The sequence below is a fragment of the Picrophilus oshimae DSM 9789 genome, assembly GCF_900176435.1.
In the GTDB taxonomy this organism is placed as follows: domain Archaea; phylum Thermoplasmatota; class Thermoplasmata; order Thermoplasmatales; family Thermoplasmataceae; genus Picrophilus; species Picrophilus oshimae.
Genome location: NZ_FWYE01000002.1, coordinates 15,198 through 34,761 on the forward strand (window position 1 = coordinate 15,198; position 19,564 = coordinate 34,761).

Here is a 19,564-nt window from a genome sequence, read left to right on the forward strand (position 1 = left end):
AATGCACCAAAACTTATTTTACTATGTCTGCATAAGATTTTTTTCTATTTTGGCGAATCGCACCAAAATGCAACCAAAATTAATGACTTTACTTTTTAAATTATCTTTTAGATTCACTTTAAAATGGAATATTAACATATTTTAAAAATATGATGTTCATAATATATTATAGATAATAGCCATTTGACTGATTTCAATTGATAATATTACCTTAGGTGTGTGAGAATTTTCCACAAAAACCTGCCCAAAATCCTCACAAACATATAATTTATTTAATTCATTATAAATTATTTAAAAATTAAAAAATAAAATGGCGTTAATTATCATTTAGATTTATCGCTGCAAATGGTATTATCATTTCCTCTGGGCCAAGGCCGCCATGCATGCCGCGATCCTTTATTATGTCGTTTTCGCAGTATTTGTACCATACTGTATTTCCGTGATATGGAAGTATTATAAAATCTCCAATTCTATTTATATATTTATCCGGTATTTTTGTGGTTCCAAGAAGGTTTCTATTTATAATTTCATTCCTTGTCATTACCGCTGCAGCTCCATCAAGCTGATTTTCTATGCTTTCCAGTATATCCTCATTGGCATAGATGGACATATCCCTTGGGCTCCAGGTTTCTGGCATTATCTTTCCGTTCCTTACTTTAAGATATTTTTCTATATTTTTTATGTATATTTTATGCTCAACAGGCATGAATCCATGATCAGATGATATAATAATATTAACATCCTTTTTGATCTCATTTAAAAGATCGTTAAACAGGGATGATACATTTTTTATTGAGTATAGATGCTCATCACTTCCCGGCCCATACCTGTGCTCCATCTTATCAAAGTTTTCTATATAAAAAAATATATAGCCATCATGCAGCCTTGAAATAAGCTTTTTTAATATTAAAAAACCCTCACAGAGGAGATCGAAACGCTTTTTTTCCTTTGTGCCTGAATACATAATATTGCTGTAATCACTTTTTAAAAGGCTTGAGTTTGATACAACATATGACCTTATTCCATTAACCTTCAATTTTTCATAGAATGTTTCACCATTGAAAAGTATTTCTGGCGAAAACTTTGAACTGTTAAATCTTTCCCTATCGAATTTATAAACAGGTATAAATGGCAGGCTCTTTAAAACCATTGAGAATTCATCTATATAAAGACGCCATTCAAATAGTCCATGCTCGCCTGGAAATTTGCCTGTATTTATTGTATTGCTTGCTGCAGCTGTTGTTGATGGAAAAACGGCTGTTATTGGGGAGACAATTCCATCATCATTGATTTTTTTAAATGGTTTATAAAATGATAAATAATCAATCCATTGATTATAGCCAAGACCATCAATGTAAATGAACACTGTTAAAGTATTTTTATTTAAATTTGAATATAATTTTTTATTCAGCGCTGTTTTATGATTAATATCAAATAAATCGAGTATTGTATTATTTATATTTGCAAAGTTGTATCCATTGTAATCAGGATAAACAAAATTTTCATCCTTTTCATAGTTTTTAATTAAATCATTAAGAATCATGAACATAAATAGTTTCGATGCCTATAAAAATAATATTTATATGAATTTTTGTATAAATATTATTTATTAAAATCATGACCATTTTCAATTAAATACATATAATTCTTTATTTTATAAAGTATATCATCGTAATTAAATTTTGTAACTTTTATCCTTTCATTTCCAATATCTATGTATATTATTGAATTATCGACATGAAAATGTGCTATATTTTTACCGTGAAAATAAAAATGCCCTGGATTTTTTTCTCTTAATTTTTCTATTGACCTTATTCTTGATAAAAGATCATTAATATAAATTAGATCCTCCACGGTTGCATGCCTCATTTAATCAAAGTCCCAAAAAGTTTATACAATAATGGATGCCGGGATCGGGGATTGAACCCGAGACCTCCGGATATCTCAGCATTTGCTTATGAGTCCGGCGCTCTTCCAACTAAGCCATCCCGGCATTTTTTGTTACTGCGCCTCTATCTGTGTCTGGGCACCAGGCTCCTCGACATAGCCATCACGACCCAGAACCTCTGATTTCCTTATCTCTATCTTCTTTATTGGATAGACGTCCTTAAGGGTATCAACAATATCATTATAAACATTATCACCTATAATGTACTGTGCCAGCTCCGGCAATGTCATCGAGCCGCACCTTTCATTTATAAAGCCTATAATCTTTGACCTTACCTCTCCCCTTTTATTTGCCGTTAATTTTGAATCTGAAACCAGGACGATCTTTATTACAAGCCTGTAACCATCCTTTGTTTTTGAGGGCATTATAATATCTATTCTTTCCTTGCGCCTTCTTACCATCCTTCTTATTGTATCGTCACTAACCTTATGACCAATGAACTCGGTCGTGCAGCGCTTGCCGGTACACTCCTTTACACGGAATATAACCATCGTGCTTGACTTTCTAAAGTTTCCTGTGAAGTCCGATACAGGTACCTCAACCTTCCTGCCGATCATCAGTGATGGATCTGCAGCTGGGCTAAGTGCGATCTCCCTCTCGCCAAGGAACGATGGCGCAACGATCGTATACCATGTCTTCTCCTTCCATTTATCCTTTGTACCAATCTTTCTTCTATCAGCCATTTAATCCCTCTTGAACATGAACATCAGTGTTAGTGAAATACCTTATTGCTTATAAATTTATAGGATTTTAATCTACTTTACCTTTTCAGCCTTTAAATATAATTCCTCCATTCTTATATCCTCTATCCTTGTTAACCTTCCACCAACTGTAAATACCTGGTCCTCGGACTGTATTAAAAATGAGTTCTTGTATCCTGGTATTATATCGGTTCCCTTTATTGTACCTGTTATATCTATTTGACCATTCTGGGTATTTCCTATAACACGGCCCGTTAACTTATATCCATTGTTAATAAATGTGTTTATTGCCTCGCATGATATCCATGATGTGTTAAACCTCCATTCATTTTTTATCATGAACTTTGATATGTACATTGATGGTTTCCATACAATATTATAATAGTAATAATTTAATATATGTATCATCTCGGCCTCCTGGAAATCTATTGCATAAACAAGTTTTTTTGAGATGTCATCAACCTTTACAATGCTTTCCTCCCTGTCGACTATAAAGATCTCCGGTGATATTCCGGGCCTCCTTTTAAGAACGGTCGTGTTTAAAAGATCTGTTATATCATATCTATCTGAATCAGGAAAGATAACTATTATTACAGAAACACCGCGGTTGGCGGCATTTATTAGATACCTGTCAAGATACCTTAGCATTGGTAATTTCAATGAGCATATAATCTCACTCTTTGCATTTATTATTAGCTCCTTTATCTGCTCCTTTATCAGGGCCTCATTGTCCATGTACCAAAGGTATGGATTGTACTTCTTTACATTATTTGATACCTTTTCAACATAATCGGCAAGCTCGTCCTTATAGGATGACATGTCGTTTATTATTCTGCTCAATGCAGTTTCAACAGGAACGGCCCTGTATATCTTCTTCTTGCCAGGGCTCACCTGTATAAGCCCCTTATTGATTAAATTGTTGAAAAGATCATAAACCCTGGGCTGGGGAACACCAGCAAGTGAAACAATTGATGTTGATGTCTGCGGGCCGTTTAATAAAAGGGCCTTATATACCTTGATTTCATATGGCGATAAACCGAACTTTGATAAATTTTCGAAAATGTCTTCTTCCATAAAATGGGATATTAATCATATAAATAAATATTTATATTAAAAAGGTGAATTTTATAATTTACCTATATCATTTACTACATTGATGTCTAAAACTTCCTCGCCAGGTTCCCAGTTTGCGGGTATTGCGCACATGTGTCCTTCCGGCTCCTTTGTGTCATGTAATGTCTTTAATCCCATGAATGCAGCATATATATGCTTTACATCCTTTCCAAGGCCATCGTTGAACATTGCCATGTACTGTACCTTGCCCTCCGGGTCTATTATTACAAGGCCCCTCTGGGCAGTTCCTGCAGCCGTCAGGAATCCATAGGCCGATGCTATCTTCTTATTGAAGTCATCAATTAATGGTATCTTGCTCTTGCTGACCCTTGGTGATGTGTCACTCCATGCCTTGTGTGAGTAAACCGAGTCCTCGCTGATTGCAAAGATCTGTGCATTCTCCTTTAAGAATTTATCGTATGAGCCCATTAATGCCTCGATATCTGTGGCGCACACAAATGTAAAATCGCCTGGATAAAATGTTAATATTACCCATTTGCCACGGTAATCAGACAGCCTTACATTTTTTATCTCCTTTGTCTCAGGGAAGTATGTCGGTGATTCAAAATCCGGTGCAGTATTTCCTATTGCCAGCATGTTTATCGCTTATGATATTACATCTTATTATATTAAATTAATGTTTAATTAAACACAAAAGAAGGTTATTTTTTATATAATTTAAAGTATTATAAATGATCAAAAAGTAAAAAAAATTAAACATTGTTTAAATGTTCTCACCATCAAAGTATGTGTGCCTTTTTACTATTTTATCATTGGCAAAATCCATGACGTCAATGAATTCAGTGCTTACGGACCTTCCATCCTTTAACGTCCCAGAGAATGAACCCTCGACAACGGCACAGCTTCCTGATATTATTATCCTTTTTATTGTGTGATGCCCGCTCTTTATTATTCTATGCTCCTCGTAGAATTTTTTAAAATCGTTTATACCTTTTATTTCACCATATCCTGGCCTTTTATAGACAATCGAGTCGTCAAAGATTGAGAAAAGCGTTTTTAAATCCCTTGAATCAACGGCATTATAATAATCAAGACATATCTGCTTAATATCCATAGATGTGTATTAATTAATGTTTTATATTATTTTTTAAATATTCGGATCCTATTTATTATATATAATTTATAATTTTATTAATAAAGAATTGATTAATATAATAATCTTAAATACCATGCTGTGGACATAGATATTGTTAAGGATCCGGATGATGTTAAGTTTATATCAAACGTTATAAGGTCTGCATGGCATTCGATTAATATCGAGGGGCAGTTTATAGATACAGTTCGCTCAATGATATATCATGGCGGCTTTGTTATAATAGCAAAGGAGAATAATGAAATTATTGGCATGAGCTTTTCATATCCAGGGTACAGGAATGGAAAAACATATTTATATTCACACATGACCGGTGTTATAGAAGACAAGAAAAGGAGCGGCATAGGATACATGCTGAAGATGAAGCAGAGGGAGCTCGCACTGAACTATGGATACGATTTAATAGCCTGGACCTTTGATCCATACATGGCTTTAAATGCATACTTTAACATAGAAAAGCTTGGCTGTTTATCAAGGACTTACATAGACAACTTCTACGGAACAATGGATGACGGCCTAAACAATGGATTGCCAACGGACCGCCTGGTCTGTGAATGGTATATAAAAGATTTTAAAAAGCCGGATTATAATGAATATAATATTATCAATAAAAAATCAAGGCTTGGCAGCTATGAAATAACCGAGGGCATTGAATATAATTATGAAAACCCGGCAATTTCAATACCTTATGATTTTCAGGAGATAAAGAAGAACAGCATGGAGATCGCGATGGACTGGAAGCTAAGGCTGAGGCCGGCGTTTAAAAAGCTCTTTGGACTTGGCTATGCAATAACGCATTTTGATAAAAAAACATCGTCATATATCTTTCAGAAGGTTGATTTAGAAAAAAATATATTTTAGGGTAAATCCCAGTCATCATCGATTTCAACGTGCCCAAGGGCAGCCTCAAGCTTTATCCTTGCCTCAACCGAGGCCACAAGCTTTTTTACATGTATCACGGCATCTGGATTTACAGAGATATCATCTATACCAGCCCTAACGAGGAAGTCGACAAGCTCATCGTACTGTGATGGTGCCTGGCCGCATATTGAGACTATTTTCTTATCCTTGTGTGCAATCTTTATCAAATATTTTATTGCACGCTTCACGGCAAGGTCCCTCTCATCGAACATTGAGCTCATCTTTCCATTGTTTCTATCAGATCCAAGTAGTAGCATTGTTAAATCATTCGAGCCTATTGAATAGCCATCAACATATTTATTGAATTTATCTGCAAGTAATATATTGCTTGGTATCTCAGCCATCAAAAAGACCTTGAAGTCCTTGCCCCTGTAAAGTCCGTTATCCTCCATTATTCTAATGATTCTTTCCATCTCCTCAACGGTTCTTGTAAATGGAACCATTACCCATAGATTCCTGGCGCGGTATTCCTCCCTTGCCTTCCTGACGGCCATCAATTCAAGTTTAAATGCCTCCCTGTATCTTTCATCGTAGTACCTTGATGCACCACGCCATCCAAGCAGTGGATTATCCTCAACAGGCTCAAATTCACTTCCGCCCTTTAGATTTGAATACTCGTCAGTCTTAAAATCACTGAATCTTAGTATTACCGGCCTTGGATTGAATGCCCTGCAAACCTGTGCCATGTACTCTGACAGTTTATCAACGAAGTAATCCCCACGATTGTTCTTTAAAAGTGATAATGGATGCTCACCGATCTCTGCCCAGATGAACTCCTCACGCATCAGGCCTATGCCATCGCATGGCAGCTTTGCTATCCTCTCTGCTATTGATGGCTCACCCATGTTTACCATAACCTTTGTGCCTGTGATGATCTCTGGAATTTCCACTGATACCTCATTTTCCGTTTCAGAGCCGACCTTTCCCCTGTAAACAAGGCCGTTTCTGGAATCGACGGTTATTAAATCACCGGTCTTTATCGTTTCCGTGGCCTTTTTGCCAAAGGATGATGTGCCAACTATGCATGGAACACCGAGCTCCCTTGAGACTATTGCAGCGTGGCATGTCATGCCTCCATCATCCGTTATTATGGCCCTGGATTTTTTCATAACTGGCACCCAGTCAGGTGCGGTCATTCTTGTTATTAATATCTCGTCATTTTTAAACTGATCAATGTTTGATACATCAAGTATCACATGGGCCCTTCCTGTAATAAATCCAGGAGAGGCTGGAAGTCCCTTTAAAATAACCTCGTTTTCATGGTCTTTTTCCTCTGGCTCCTCTGGCTCGCGATTGCTCCAGACGGTTTCAAACCTTGCCTGGACTATATAAAGCTTTCCCTGGTACTTTGCCCACTCAATGTCCATTGGATGATTATAATGGTTTTCTATGGATTTTCCCGCCATGGCAAGTTCAATAACCTCATCATCGCTCAATGATGGCTCCTCGCAGAGCGTTTCCGGAACCGAGACCTCCATGGTACCGCCGCCTTCAAGGGCCTTTAGCATCTTGCTCTTGCTTACAACCGTGCTCTTTACAATCTTCATCGTGTTTTTATCAACGTAGAATGTATCTGGTGTAACCTGGCCGCTTACTATGTATTCACCAAGGCCGTAGCTCGACTCTATTACTATTTTTGACCTGTCGCCATTTGAAACATCAAGCGTGAACATAACACCGGAAACATCTGAAAAGATCTGTTTTTGTATTATAACGGAAAGGCTTGCACGCTCATTTATGTTTTCCTTTTTTCTGTAGTATATTGCCCTTGTTGAATACAGACTTGCAAAGCACTCCTTGACCTTTTCTATGACCTGATCATTGCCCTTTACATTCAGGTATGTTTCCTGCTCGCCTGCAAAACTTGCATTTGACATATCCTCAAGGTTTGCAGATGATCTTACAGCTACGTAGGCGGCACCCTCCCTTTGAACAAGATCCTCGTAGTGCTCTATAATGCTATCAAAAAGATCGTCTGGCATCTTTGAATTAACAAAGAGCGATTTTATCTCGGAGCTTGCCCTCTGCAATGCCCTTGTGTCATCAACATCGAGCATTTCAAGGATTTCATTTATTTTTTTCTCTATATCATTCCTATCCAAAAAAAGTTTGTATGCATATGCTGTTATAACAAAGCCCTCGGGCACGTGAACATCCGGTATGTTCATAAGTTCACCGAGACCCGCGGCCTTGCCTCCGGCAATGGAAACATCATTCTTGTCAACTTCATTCAGCCATAGAACAGGCTTTTTAGATTTTTCGGACATCAGTTTTTTATTTTTTCATGGTATTTAAAAAAATCGATATTTTTGATGAAATATTCGTCAAAAAACGTAATACAATATAAATATTGCTTAAAGAACAAAATGTATATTTTTGCAGCATTTTGTTGAGAAATTATTAGAAATACTGTAAATCCATGAATAGAAATTTAAATAAAATGTATATTATATATTGTTATATTTAAAGTAATGTTTAAATATTATAAAAATATATACTATGCTTTGAATTATAAAATTATGAGGGTAAAGATTTTTAATTTTTAAATAATTATACACTAATGGAAGATTCCATAACCGCAAGGGAGGGCTATTTAATCCTCTTTTACATATTCGCAACGATCATTTATGAGCTCTGGTATTTGACGGCCTATTTATACTGGTGGTTAAGCTCAATTGTGATTCCGTCATTAATGATCATTTTATCAGTATTCATTGTATTAAGAATCTCAAGATCAAATTATAATATTAAGCATGATCTTTTGAATTACATACCAGTTTTTGCAGTGATTTTTTCAGCCTTTGAATACCCAATGTATGAATTTTCATACATTAATGTTATAATATCGGTATTAGCAGCATCGTTTTTGCTTTTAATATATTTCATTGTAAGGAGTGATTACAAATACCTTTTTATTATACTTTTTATCTTCTCTTTTAATGTCTTCATGTTCCTGCATGCTGTAAGTCCATATGGCACCGATGAGATAAGCTTTGATTACTATTCAACGTTGAAGATCCTCGATGGAATAAACCCGTATAAACTGATAATAACAAATAGTGTATTACAAAGGCTTGGAATAAATCCACAGTTTTACACGCCGTTGTTAACAGGCGGCCACGTTGAGAACCTTTCATATCCTGCACTGGCCTTTCTTATATTCATACCGGCGGTTCTTTTAAAATTTGTTCCTGGTATTATCATAGCTGTATTCGCATTTTTTACGCTTGTAATGCTCTTCGTTTTTTATAAAAACAGGCCAAAATCATACTTTTTTGTTGCAGCATTAATAACTATCAATCCTGTTTACTTTCTATACTCAATCTCTGGAATAACCGGTTATGTCTGGCTGCTTCTACTATCAGTATCCTTTTACACGTTTTCAAAAAATAATATTAAATTATCCGGTGCATTTTATGGTTTATCACTGGCTGCAAAGCAGCTTCCGGTTTATATTGCAATACCATACCTGTACATTGTCTACAAAAGATCCGGAATTAAGGGATCTTTATATTTTGTTATATTTTCGATTATAGGTTTTTTGCCTGAAAATATATACTTTATCTATGTTTCACCATTAAAATACATAAGTGATATCATATCGCCGATCTCCGAGCCTTTAATAGGCATAGGTTTTGGTTTTTCACAGGTATCATTTTTAAATGTGTTTTACATTGCACCGGCATACTTTTCATATATAAGCATAGTAACCATGATATTGCTATCGTTTTTATTTATATTATACTATCCTGATTCATATTACTGGCTCTTTATGATACCTGTAATAGTGCTCCAGCTGAACTATCGCGCCCTCTTTAATTATATAATATTCTGGCCAATTCTATGCCTGATGCTTATTAACACAGAACCTGTGATCGAAGGGGCAAAAAAATTAAATAAATCGAATGTTTTAAAGTTAATAAGGGCAAGATATGCCAAGATTTTTTTAACGTTATTCATTGTAATTATAATAGTTGCAGGTCTTGGAATGCATTCAGAATCAAAAAATGATATGAGGATAAATATAGAGAATGAATATATAGTTAATTCAAATGTTTCATATATAATAGTAAATGTAACCGGCGTAAATATAACACCAGAATTCAGGGCATTCTTTGGGCCGGATATGTACACCGCAAATGGTGTTATATTCAACGAGACCGTTGTTTATAAGAATTCTAAATATGAGATAATAAATCTAACGCCTGCGTATAACTATTATCTACCGGTATCAAAAAACATAGAGATCGTTGGTTACTATAATAATATCCAGGCATCGGCACATTTAATAATATCATAACTACTTTTGTCTAATTTTACTTCAATTATAATCGAAACAATATATTTTTATTCTTAAAATGCATACCATGCCGTGGATCTAAAGGAAAAGATAGCAGGTGAGATAACAATATCTGAGAATCCAGGATATACAATAAAGAAATGGCGGGAGGAATTTAATATATCGCAGATGGAGCTTTCAAAATTTATGAACGTTTCACCATCTGTTATAAGCGACTATGAGGCTGGAAGAAGAAAATCGCCAGGATCTGCATCGATAAAAAAGATCGTCGAGGCACTTATAAAGATCGATGAGAACCGTGGTGGAAATGTAATAAGAAGATACAACAGCGGGATATCATCGGATGCACTTCTCGATATAAAGGACTACGACCATGATATAAGCCTGGAATACATAGCAACAAAGATCAATGCAAAATCATATTCAAGGGTTGATCTCAGGAGAAACATAAGGGGATATACCATGATTGACGGCATAAAGGCAATAATAGAATTTTCATATGCAGATTACACAAAGCTTTATGGCTGGTCAAGCCAGAGGATTATCTTTATAACACAGGTTTACTATGGAAGAAGCCCAATGATAGCTGTAAGGGCCCATCCATTAAAGCCCGCTGCAGTTGTCTACATACAGCCAAATAACGTTGACGATCTTGCAGTAAGGATATCAGAGCTTGAAAACATTCCATTACTAAAAACTGATTATGATTATAAAAGGATCTCTGATATAATGTCCTCCTTAAGATGAAAAGATCTTATCCAAATACCAGTCCGGATCGAACCTCATTATATCATTTAATCCCTGGCCCACGCCAACAAACATTATTGGCTTTTTTATCTCCATTGCAACACTTATAACTGCGCCGCCCCTGGCATCAGTATCAAGCTTTGTTAAAACAACGCCGTCAAAGTTTATTTCATTCATAAAGGTCTTTGCCTGCTCAATTGCATCATTGCCTATCATGCCATCAAGAACCAGAAGTGTGAGATCGGGTCTTGCAACCCTTTTTATTTTTTTCATCTCTGATAAAAGGTTTTTATTTGTCTGCATTCTTCCGGCAGAATCTATTAAAACATAGTCTATCCTTCTTGCCCTTGCGTGCTCTATAGCATCGTAGGCAACGGATGCCGGGTCGCTGCCAAAGTCATGCTTTATCACCTCGGTTCCTGTTTTTTCACCAATTATTGATATCTGCTCTATTGCACCGGCCCTGAAGGTATCGCCAGCGGCTATTACAACCTTCTTATTATTATTCTTTAAATATGATGCTATCTTGCCTATCGTTGTTGTTTTTCCGGTTCCATTTATTCCAATAAATAAGATAACATAGGGTTTCTTATCTACATTTAACAGATCAAGATCTGATTTTGCCTGTGATAAAACGTCATATAGAACTGACCTTAAATTGGATTTTATATCATCATAGCTTATTTTTCTGCTTAGCTTTTTCTCCCTGTTTTTTAGCATCTCAACAATCCTTTCAGCGCTTTCAAATGATACATCAGATTCAATTAATATCTCCTGAACCCTTTCATCAAATTCATCCCTTTTAATAAAAAGGCTCTCCTGGTTCTCTGATTTATTTGATATATTTTCATTTACTTTATCATTGATATTTAAATTTTCATCGTCTTTCGATTCCTTTTTAAATAGGCCTGCAAGCTTCTTTTTAAGACTGTCGAACATTGCTATCAAGCTCCTGAATCTGCATTAAAAGCATATTATAATTATTCTCAAGCTCTTTTTTCTGCTGGTTCAATCTATTTATGCTGTCATTTAAATCCTTTAAATTTTCGCTGAGCCTTTTTATCGTCCTTTCCCTTTCCTCCTCTATAAAAACACCGGAACCTACTGGAACTATAAATTTATCCTTTTTTATTGTGGCGTCAGCATATATACCAGAGCCAATCATTATCCTGAGCTGCTTTGAATTGTCAGATTCGTTATCCTTTAAGAATGAAAGGGTTTGATTTGCCTCTGACAGCGTTGCAGATAGGCTTGCTATTCTTGAGTTTAAACTATCTATGAGCGATTTCATGTAATTTGCCTGCTCAATAAGCTCCTCACCGCTTATATTATTACCTGCCATTGTATTTGCCCCCAAATAACCTTTTATTTTCTATTAAAGCATCTATAACTGGAATTGAATCACCTGATAAATAATTTATTAATGCACCACCACCTGTTGATGTGTAATCCATTTTTTTGGTTAAATGCATGCTATTAAGTGCATTCAGTGTGTGTCCGCCACCCGCTATTTTCAGTGCAGGGGTCTCGGCAACAATGTTAAATACCTCCCTGGTTCCTATTGAATATTCAGGTATTTCATATATTCCCATTGGGCCATTCATAAATATTGCCGAGGCCCTGGATATTATCTTGCTGTATTTATCAACAGTATTAAAGCCTATATCGGCTATGATCTCATCATCGTTTATGCTTTCGCTTATTGTTACATGCCTGCCCGATGGGCTCAAAAGGAAATCATCTGGCATTAAAATCCTGCCGCGAAATGTTTGTAAGAGCTGTGTTGCACTGTTAATCAATGATTCGTAATTATCATTGTTCTTGATTATAAACTCCCTGTTTTTTCTGCCTATGTTAAAGCCACCGGCGTAAAGAAATGCATTTGCAACCACGCCGCCGGTTAATATGTAATCAACGATGTTATCTTTTAAGAATGCCCTGGAGACCTTTATTGAATCCTCTATCTTTGATCCGGCCAGAATTGCAATTTTTGGCGAGCCCCTGAAAAATTTGAATTTATCAAGCATTGTAATCTCACGCTCCATCAGCCTTCCAGCTATGTTTGGACCGGAGCCCTTAAAGCCTATTAATGTTGTCTGTGCCCTGTGTATTGCAGGAAAAGCATCGATTACATAATAATCGAAGAGCGGCGATAGCCTTCTTACTATATGTGTGTTTTTTATAGTTTCAAAATCAGCATTTAATGTCTCCTCGCTGTAAAATCTTGAATTTTCAAGCATTATTATATCACCGGCTGACATATTTGATATGGCATTTATGGCATCATGGGAGAAGAGGGAATCAATAAATTTTATCTCTTTTTTTATTATATTTGACATGTACCTGGCATGACCCATTAATGATGTGAAATCATTCTTACCAGGCCGGCTCTGGTGTGAAACTATAACGACCTTTGATGATTTCAGCTCATTTATGGTCTTTGAATATGCCCTGAAGCGTGAATCATCAAGAATTTCTCCGGTTTCAGGGTTTACAGGGGAATTTATATCTATCCTTAAATAGATTCTTTTACCATCAAGATCGAAATCGTCCATTGTAAAGAATGAACCATTCATGGTGGTAGATATAATACATAATAATTATTTTTCCCTTTTATCAATGTTTTTAAATGATAATAATTTTTTACCGGTTAATGAATTTTCATATTTATGTTAACATTTAATTAATTATATTATAAAATTCATATATTGATAATTACATATTTTAATATATTACATTGCCAGATTATATTTATTATAAATTAACATATTGTCAATGACCATACAGGCCCTGCATGGTAACCTTAACTTATGTATACTTATTGTAATTTTATAATACTGATGTATACAATAAAAGAATATAAATACAATTAAATAATTTGTAATATCCGGGCAGGGTTATTAGTGTCAGATTATCTGATGATATAATTAATATTATGAATAGGCTAATTTCTTTTAAAATTGTAGATAGCAAAACAGAGGCCATAAACTACATGCTGGAACATGGTATTGAATACACAATGAACGTTATAGAAAAGAAGGAAAGATCCAGGGAATTGCTTGAAAGGTACCTGCATGAAGGCTTGCCTGAATTACCATCAGATTTATCCGATATATCAATTATGGAGAGGGAATAATGGAGTATATTGATACCAATATCCTGATTTCATTAATAAATAAAAACGATAATAAACACAATATTGCAAATGAATTAATAAAAAAATACAATGATATAATTATTACACAATTAAATATACTAGAAATGAGGAGCGTTTTATCCAGGGTGCCGGTTACCGAGGAGGAAATTGATGCATTAATAGAATATTTATTTATAAAAACCAATATAAAATTTGTTGAAATAGATATTAACAAAGCTTTAAAAAAGAGCGGGGATATAATAAATTCGGTTAAATTAAAAACACTTGATTGTATTCATATTGCCAGTGCAATTATTTTAAATGCTGATAAATTTATTACCTTTAATAAGGATTTTAAAATTAAGGAGGTATATATAAATAAATATGGAATGGAAATAATAAACCCTTTATAGGTTTTTCCAGTGTTTATGAATTATTATAATATATAAGTGTTATTTTATAATTTAAACTTATAAGGCACATTAATATTACATGATCATTCCATTAATTTTATACTGGAAAAGGCCATGATTTAAATTGATTATGGTTTCTGCATTTAATTGTAAACATAGATAATTTCAGGAAACAAATTTTTAGCAGTTAAAAAAATTAATATAGATCTCATTTTATATATTAATGTGTTGAAAAAGCGGTTTTTTACTGGACTTATCGTAATAATAATATTTTTTATCCTGCTCTTTATATCTTTGACTCCGCTGTCACCATTCTATGAGCTTTTAAACCCTGAAACTGGCATATATGCGAGGCCGCCGCCATACTCATCTGGTGTTTCAACATTTACCATTGAAAGGGATAACAGGTCTGCCAGTGTTACAGTTTACTATGAAAACTGCCTTGGCTTTATAGGAATATACAGCAATCATAACTGGTCATTGTTCTATGAACAGGGATACCTTGAGGCCAGGTACAGGCTTGCACAGATTGAAATTATTAAGGCAGAGGCCACAGGCACTCTTGCATCGATAATAGGCAAAAGTGAGCTTTCCTCTGATATACTATCAAGGGAGCTGCTTAACTGTCCCGTTGCCAGGGAGGAGTTCCAGAACCTATCAAGGAGCAGCTATACCTACATGGCACTCTCAAACTTCGTTGCCGGAATCAACTCATATATAAATGGTCTAACCTATAAGGATATGCCGTTGCTGTTTAAAACGTTGAATTACAGGCCAGGTGACTGGAATGTGACAGACGTTCTGGCAATACAGCAGTCATTTCTATGGGAGAATACGCCAGCAAACTTTGATCCGTTGTATTTCCAGTATGCACTTGAAAAGATGCCTGAAAATATAGTAAGGGCCCTTTATCCGGCCTATCCTGCAGGCATACAGAATCCAATAGTTCCATATAAGTGCAATCCATCAGTGTATAAAGAAACAGGTGACATTAATAATTTAAGCCTTTACACACCATCTGTAAACATAACAGGAAATCTCAATTTTTCAGTCTCAAGGTGCCTTGAATTTCCATCCTCAAGGAGCTTCAGTAACGACTGGGCTGTAAATGGCATTAAAACGGATAACACATCGGCACTGCTTGCCAACGATCCACATTTAACGACCAGTGTGCCGTCAATATGGATGGGCTTCCAGCTTGTTTCTCCTGGAATGAACGTCATTGGTGTTGTTTTTCCAGGATTTCCCGGGATTATACTTGGACATAACAGGTACATAGCCTGGGGTGCAACAAATGGTCAGATCCAGGAAACGTACTTTTATGCAGAGGTATCAAAAGGGTACACATATTTATCCTATAATAAATGGCTTCATTATAAGATAATAAACGAGACAATAGATGTACGTGGTTCATCGCCATATCATCTTATGATAAGAATTGCAAATAATGGCGTTGTAATGTTCAATGAATCTGGAACAGAGATCGCAATGGACTGGACAGGTATGCATCCGACATATGAGATAACGTTCTTCCTCAACATCGATAGATCAAGGGATATTAAAGGCTTTGTTTCAAATCTTACTAAATACTTCAAGGTTGCAATTCAGAACTGGGCCGTGGCAGATTCAAATGGCAATATAGGAATATATCCATATGGAGAGTATCCTATAATAGAGCATGGCGACCCAAGAGGAATACTGAACGGAACCGGCATATCAAACTGGATCGGCTTTGTTCCATTGAGGTATGAGCCCTATCTTTACGATCCTGCCAGGGGTTTTGTTTTCTCTGATAATCAGATAACAGTTTCAGATAATTATCCATACTACATAGGCTGGGATTACGAGTCCGGATACAGGGCTGATGAGGCTTACCATCTTTTAAACAGTTCATATAATATAAACATGGATAAAATGAAGAGCATACAGCTCACCGTGCATGATTACACAACAAACATCTTTTTAAAGCCGTTGCTAAGGGCCATCTCAAGGTATTATTCTAATACATCATATTATAATGAATTATCAAGCTGGAATGGAAATATGACCATAAACTCAACAGCCGCAACGATCTTTTATTTCTGGGAGAACAACACATTAAATGATACATTTATGCCATACATGGAAAAATATAACATAAATCAGAGCAACGGACTCTTCAACGTATCGTTTTTCCTGGGGCCTGATGACATGTACCACGGGCCTTTGATAGAAGACCTTGTAAACTGGACATTGAATGATCCCTATTCAAGATACTTTGATAATCCATTAAATGGTGAGACCAGAAATTTTTACACCATTGCACTCACAGCCTTTAACCAGACAATAAGGTATCTAAACGAAAGGTATGGAGGAATACCTGCCTGGGGTAATATACATAAAAGATACCTTGTCAGCTTCTTTGGAATAAATGCCATGAATACAATGGATGTCCCGGCGGCAGGTGATGGCAACACAATAAATGCAGCATATGGAATAATATCTGACTTTGGTCCGTCATGGAGATTAATAGTAAACATGTCAAGACCTGAAGATGCAATTGGCATATACCCTGGCGGCATATCAGAGAATCCATTGAGTAAATACTATGATAACAACTTTATTCCATGGAACAATGGATTATATTATAAAATAATGCCTGAAAATGAACCGGAGGTCTTTAGATATGAATAAAAAATTAATTTATTCATTAATAATTGTTCTGGCAGGAACGTTTTTAATTTCATACGCCGGATACTGGTACCTTGCATTTATTTTTTCAATAATGGCCGGATACCTCTGGGTTTCAGAGATAAAATACATATTAATGATCTCATTTTTATCATTAATCGCCTTCCTTCTAAGCTTTAACATTGGCTATTCACTAAGAGCCTTGAGCCTTTTTTCAGGGATCTCTGGAATACCGCAATACATTGTAATTTTAATAACGTTTTTAATTGTTTTTTCATTAAATACTGCAGGCATGCTTCTTGGTTCAGGAATAAATAGATCATAATTTATATAAAATTATTTTTATCCATAATCATAATTAGCCAGGCATGGAACTAAAGAGGTCAATAACATTAACAGGAGCAATAATGATAAATCTTGGTGCCATCATAGGCGCAGGCATCTTTGTTATAATAGGCATAGCTGCATACAGGGCAGGCCCCGGTGTTATAATATCAATAGTTTTATCCGGTATAATAGCAATTCTAACAGGATTAAGCTTTTCAGAGATCGCAAGGCATGTTGCCAAGGAAGGTGGTGCATACGAATACGCAAAGGATACGCTGTCGCCGTCAGCAGGTTTTGTTGCGGGCTGGATGTGGACCTCCGGTAATATAATAGCAATAGCCGCCGTTGCAACAAGCTTTGGCAGCTACTTCGATGTTCTATTTAATATAAATGTAAACCCGTTTTTTATAGCTGTAATATGCATACTTGCCTTCATGACATTAAACATCCTTGGAATAAAAAATTCAACAAAGACCATAACTGGCCTTGTAATATTAAATGTGCTTGTACTGCTGGTTTTTATATTCTCAGGAATAACAAGGTTCAATTCTAATAATTATATTAATTTTATGCCACACGGAATCTCCGGAATAATAACAGGAACGGCACTGATCTTCTTTGCATTTACAGGTTTTTCAAGGGTGACAACTGTAAGTGATGAGGTTGTTAACCCTGAAAAAACGATACCTCTTGCGATAATTGTATCGATAATAATATCATCAATTCTATATATATTAATAGCCGTTGTTTTAATAGGACTTAAGCCATATTATGCATACCAGGGCTCAACGTCACCCTTAAGCCTGGCCGTATCCTCGCTTCATAATAGATATATTGATATAATAGTATCAATAGGTGGCGTTACATCAACGGCAGGTGTTACACTGACAGGCATACTTGGCACGTCAAGGGTTCTGTTTGCCATGGGCAGGGATAAAGAGCTGCCGGAAAAACTATCATACATTGATAGGTTCTCAACACCGGTATTTGCAATAATATTATCATCAATACTTGGAATAATATTTTTGATCTTTGTTTCCTTTGGAACAATAGTTGAGGCCTCAAATTCATCTGTTCTGATCTCATATATAATTATAAATGTGGCTGCAGGCTTTTTGTATCTAAAGCTAAGAAAAAGGGAAACAAAAAGGCTTGCAGGCAGGCCATTTTTTATAATCATACCTGCACTTGGCATAGCAACAATTCTTTTAATAATAAGCCATATAAATATAGGAAGCCTGGAGATTACAGGTGTAATACTATTGATCTGCATAATATATTATATAATAAGAAGAATAGCTCTTAACATTGAGGGGCGCAGGGTTCCCAGGCACAGCGATGTGCGTCTCTTTGGAAAAAGCAGGTCAAGGACAAACTAATCATTTTTTATTATATACTGTTTTTTTACCATGTTCTTATTCTTTATGGATATTATCCTTGATAGTATGCTCACAGCTATCTCATATGGTGACACTGCGTTTATTTCAATTCCTGCCGGGCATTCAATGTCAATATCGTAATTTATCATTGCCATATCGCTTTTATAACGATTTAAACTGGCCATCAGACCTATGTAATCCGGTCTTTTACCCGCAAGTTTGTTTATAACCCTGACGTCGTTTTTGCCCCTGGTTAATATAATTACATAATCGTTTCTGCCAATCTCTGTTCCCTCAATATCATCGATTTTATAATGCCCGGAATCAGGCTCTGAATCGTCACTGAATATTAATATTTTAAAGCCGAGAAACCTTGACAGATTCTCAACGGCCTCGGCTATTATGTCACGGCCAGGATCCTTTATAATTATTATCCTTTTCCTGCCATGATATGGCTCAATGTATACTGACAATGTGCCGCCGCAGGTTGTGTCCATTTTAATATAATCATCAATGCCCGTGCCAAGATCTATATTTATTATATCAGGCTCATTTATATTGATTGATCTATTAAGAACTGCATTGTCTATCGCCGCGCTGCCAAGTGTTCCATAAACGATCATATTATTGTGTATTATCATCTTAAATCCAGGCTTTGCTATTGAATTGCCCGTTGTTGAAATAACAGTACAAAGGATAAAATCCTCATTTTCTGATACAAGTTTATTAAAAACCTCGAGGTAATCCTCATACATAATTTAAAATTAAAGGTTGTTATTTAATATTTTTATTTAA

19 protein-coding genes and 1 tRNA gene are annotated in these 19,564 nt (G+C 35.6%); 8 read left to right on the plus strand and 12 right to left on the minus strand.

What is annotated here, in order from left to right:
• Nucleotides 1–316: 316 nt before the first annotated feature.
• From B8780_RS03630 to B8780_RS03660, 7 genes are all read right to left on the minus strand, one after another.
• Nucleotides 317–1,543 carry an alkaline phosphatase family protein gene (locus B8780_RS03630; protein WP_236719370.1) on the minus strand — a complete coding sequence of 409 codons (1,227 nt, stop codon included), beginning with the start codon at nucleotides 1,541–1,543 and terminating at the stop codon, nucleotides 317–319.
• A 59-nt stretch (nucleotides 1,544–1,602) separates the two neighbouring features.
• Nucleotides 1,603–1,869, minus strand: coding sequence for a hypothetical protein (locus tag B8780_RS03635; RefSeq protein WP_084272699.1), 267 nt, complete (start codon nucleotides 1,867–1,869; stop codon nucleotides 1,603–1,605).
• 36 nt (nucleotides 1,870–1,905) lie between these two features.
• Nucleotides 1,906–1,993 (minus strand) — tRNA-Met (locus B8780_RS03640).
• 8 nt (nucleotides 1,994–2,001) lie between these two features.
• A complete protein-coding gene (locus tag B8780_RS03645) occupies nucleotides 2,002–2,631 on the minus strand; it encodes a 30S ribosomal protein S3ae (protein WP_011178325.1) in 630 nt (209 codons plus the stop codon).
• A 72-nt stretch (nucleotides 2,632–2,703) separates the two neighbouring features.
• Nucleotides 2,704–3,723, minus strand: a complete 1,020-nt coding sequence (locus B8780_RS03650; protein ID WP_011178324.1) for a TrmB family transcriptional regulator — start codon at nucleotides 3,721–3,723, stop codon at nucleotides 2,704–2,706.
• A gap of 51 nt (nucleotides 3,724–3,774) precedes the next feature.
• Nucleotides 3,775–4,359, minus strand: a complete 585-nt coding sequence (locus B8780_RS03655) for a peroxiredoxin (protein WP_011178323.1) — start codon at nucleotides 4,357–4,359, stop codon at nucleotides 3,775–3,777.
• 127 nt (nucleotides 4,360–4,486) lie between these two features.
• Nucleotides 4,487–4,837 (minus strand): nuclear transport factor 2 family protein, encoded by a 351-nt coding sequence (locus B8780_RS03660; RefSeq protein ID WP_084272700.1) that lies wholly within the window; start codon nucleotides 4,835–4,837, stop codon nucleotides 4,487–4,489.
• Between the two features lie 120 nt (nucleotides 4,838–4,957).
• Between B8780_RS03660 and B8780_RS03665 the strand changes: the two genes are divergently transcribed.
• Nucleotides 4,958–5,737 (plus strand): hypothetical protein, encoded by a 780-nt coding sequence (locus tag B8780_RS03665; protein WP_084272701.1) that lies wholly within the window; start codon nucleotides 4,958–4,960, stop codon nucleotides 5,735–5,737.
• On the opposite strand, the gene ppsA is transcribed toward B8780_RS03665, so the two are convergent.
• Nucleotides 5,734–8,064 (minus strand): phosphoenolpyruvate synthase, encoded by a 2,331-nt coding sequence (gene ppsA, locus B8780_RS03670; RefSeq protein WP_084272702.1) that lies wholly within the window; start codon nucleotides 8,062–8,064, stop codon nucleotides 5,734–5,736. The genes B8780_RS03665 and ppsA overlap by 4 nt on opposite strands.
• A 293-nt stretch (nucleotides 8,065–8,357) precedes the next feature.
• Between ppsA and B8780_RS03675 the strand changes: the two genes are divergently transcribed.
• Entirely contained in the window at nucleotides 8,358–10,097 is a 1,740-nt protein-coding gene (locus B8780_RS03675; RefSeq protein WP_084272703.1) for a hypothetical protein, read from the plus strand.
• Between the two features lie 72 nt (nucleotides 10,098–10,169).
• Complete coding sequence (locus B8780_RS03680) at nucleotides 10,170–10,844, plus strand: helix-turn-helix domain-containing protein (RefSeq protein WP_084272704.1); 675 nt, start codon at nucleotides 10,170–10,172, stop codon at nucleotides 10,842–10,844.
• Here B8780_RS03680 and ftsY read toward each other — a convergent pair.
• Genes ftsY through B8780_RS03695 form a run of 3 tightly spaced genes read right to left on the minus strand, consistent with a single transcriptional unit; the run spans nucleotide 10,836 to nucleotide 13,420 of the window.
• The gene (gene ftsY, locus B8780_RS03685) at nucleotides 10,836–11,783 is read right to left on the minus strand and encodes a signal recognition particle-docking protein FtsY (RefSeq protein ID WP_084272705.1); all 948 of its coding nucleotides are present in this window, start codon (nucleotides 11,781–11,783) and stop codon (nucleotides 10,836–10,838) included. The two genes, B8780_RS03680 and ftsY, sit on opposite strands and share 9 nt — an antisense overlap.
• Nucleotides 11,767–12,186: a prefoldin subunit alpha gene (pfdA, locus tag B8780_RS03690; RefSeq protein ID WP_084272706.1), complete on the minus strand. Its 420-nt coding sequence runs from the start codon at nucleotides 12,184–12,186 to the stop codon at nucleotides 11,767–11,769. The genes ftsY and pfdA overlap by 17 nt, the downstream gene beginning before the upstream one ends.
• Nucleotides 12,176–13,420 carry a phosphoglycerate kinase gene (locus tag B8780_RS03695; RefSeq protein WP_084272707.1) on the minus strand — a complete coding sequence of 415 codons (1,245 nt, stop codon included), beginning with the start codon at nucleotides 13,418–13,420 and terminating at the stop codon, nucleotides 12,176–12,178. The genes pfdA and B8780_RS03695 overlap by 11 nt, the downstream gene beginning before the upstream one ends.
• A 359-nt stretch (nucleotides 13,421–13,779) precedes the next feature.
• On the opposite strand from B8780_RS03695, the gene B8780_RS03700 reads away from it, so the two are divergent.
• From B8780_RS03700 to B8780_RS03720, 5 genes are all read left to right on the plus strand, one after another.
• Complete coding sequence (locus B8780_RS03700; protein ID WP_084272708.1) at nucleotides 13,780–13,980, plus strand: ETC complex I subunit; 201 nt, start codon at nucleotides 13,780–13,782, stop codon at nucleotides 13,978–13,980.
• The gene (locus B8780_RS03705) at nucleotides 13,980–14,393 is read left to right on the plus strand and encodes a type II toxin-antitoxin system VapC family toxin (protein WP_084272709.1); all 414 of its coding nucleotides are present in this window, start codon (nucleotides 13,980–13,982) and stop codon (nucleotides 14,391–14,393) included. The genes B8780_RS03700 and B8780_RS03705 overlap by 1 nt, the downstream gene beginning before the upstream one ends.
• 294 nt (nucleotides 14,394–14,687) lie before the next feature.
• Nucleotides 14,688–17,066: a penicillin acylase family protein gene (locus tag B8780_RS03710; RefSeq protein WP_236719371.1), complete on the plus strand. Its 2,379-nt coding sequence runs from the start codon at nucleotides 14,688–14,690 to the stop codon at nucleotides 17,064–17,066.
• Nucleotides 17,059–17,388 (plus strand): hypothetical protein, encoded by a 330-nt coding sequence (locus tag B8780_RS03715; RefSeq protein ID WP_084272711.1) that lies wholly within the window; start codon nucleotides 17,059–17,061, stop codon nucleotides 17,386–17,388. Before B8780_RS03710 ends, B8780_RS03715 begins: the two co-directional genes overlap by 8 nt.
• A 43-nt stretch (nucleotides 17,389–17,431) precedes the next feature.
• Nucleotides 17,432–18,769: an APC family permease gene (locus B8780_RS03720; RefSeq protein WP_084272712.1), complete on the plus strand. Its 1,338-nt coding sequence runs from the start codon at nucleotides 17,432–17,434 to the stop codon at nucleotides 18,767–18,769.
• Here the strand turns inward: B8780_RS03720 and B8780_RS03725 are convergent.
• Nucleotides 18,766–19,524, minus strand: coding sequence for an XdhC family protein (locus B8780_RS03725; protein ID WP_084272713.1), 759 nt, complete (start codon nucleotides 19,522–19,524; stop codon nucleotides 18,766–18,768). The genes B8780_RS03720 and B8780_RS03725 overlap by 4 nt on opposite strands.
• Between the last annotated feature and the right edge of the window lie 40 nt (nucleotides 19,525–19,564).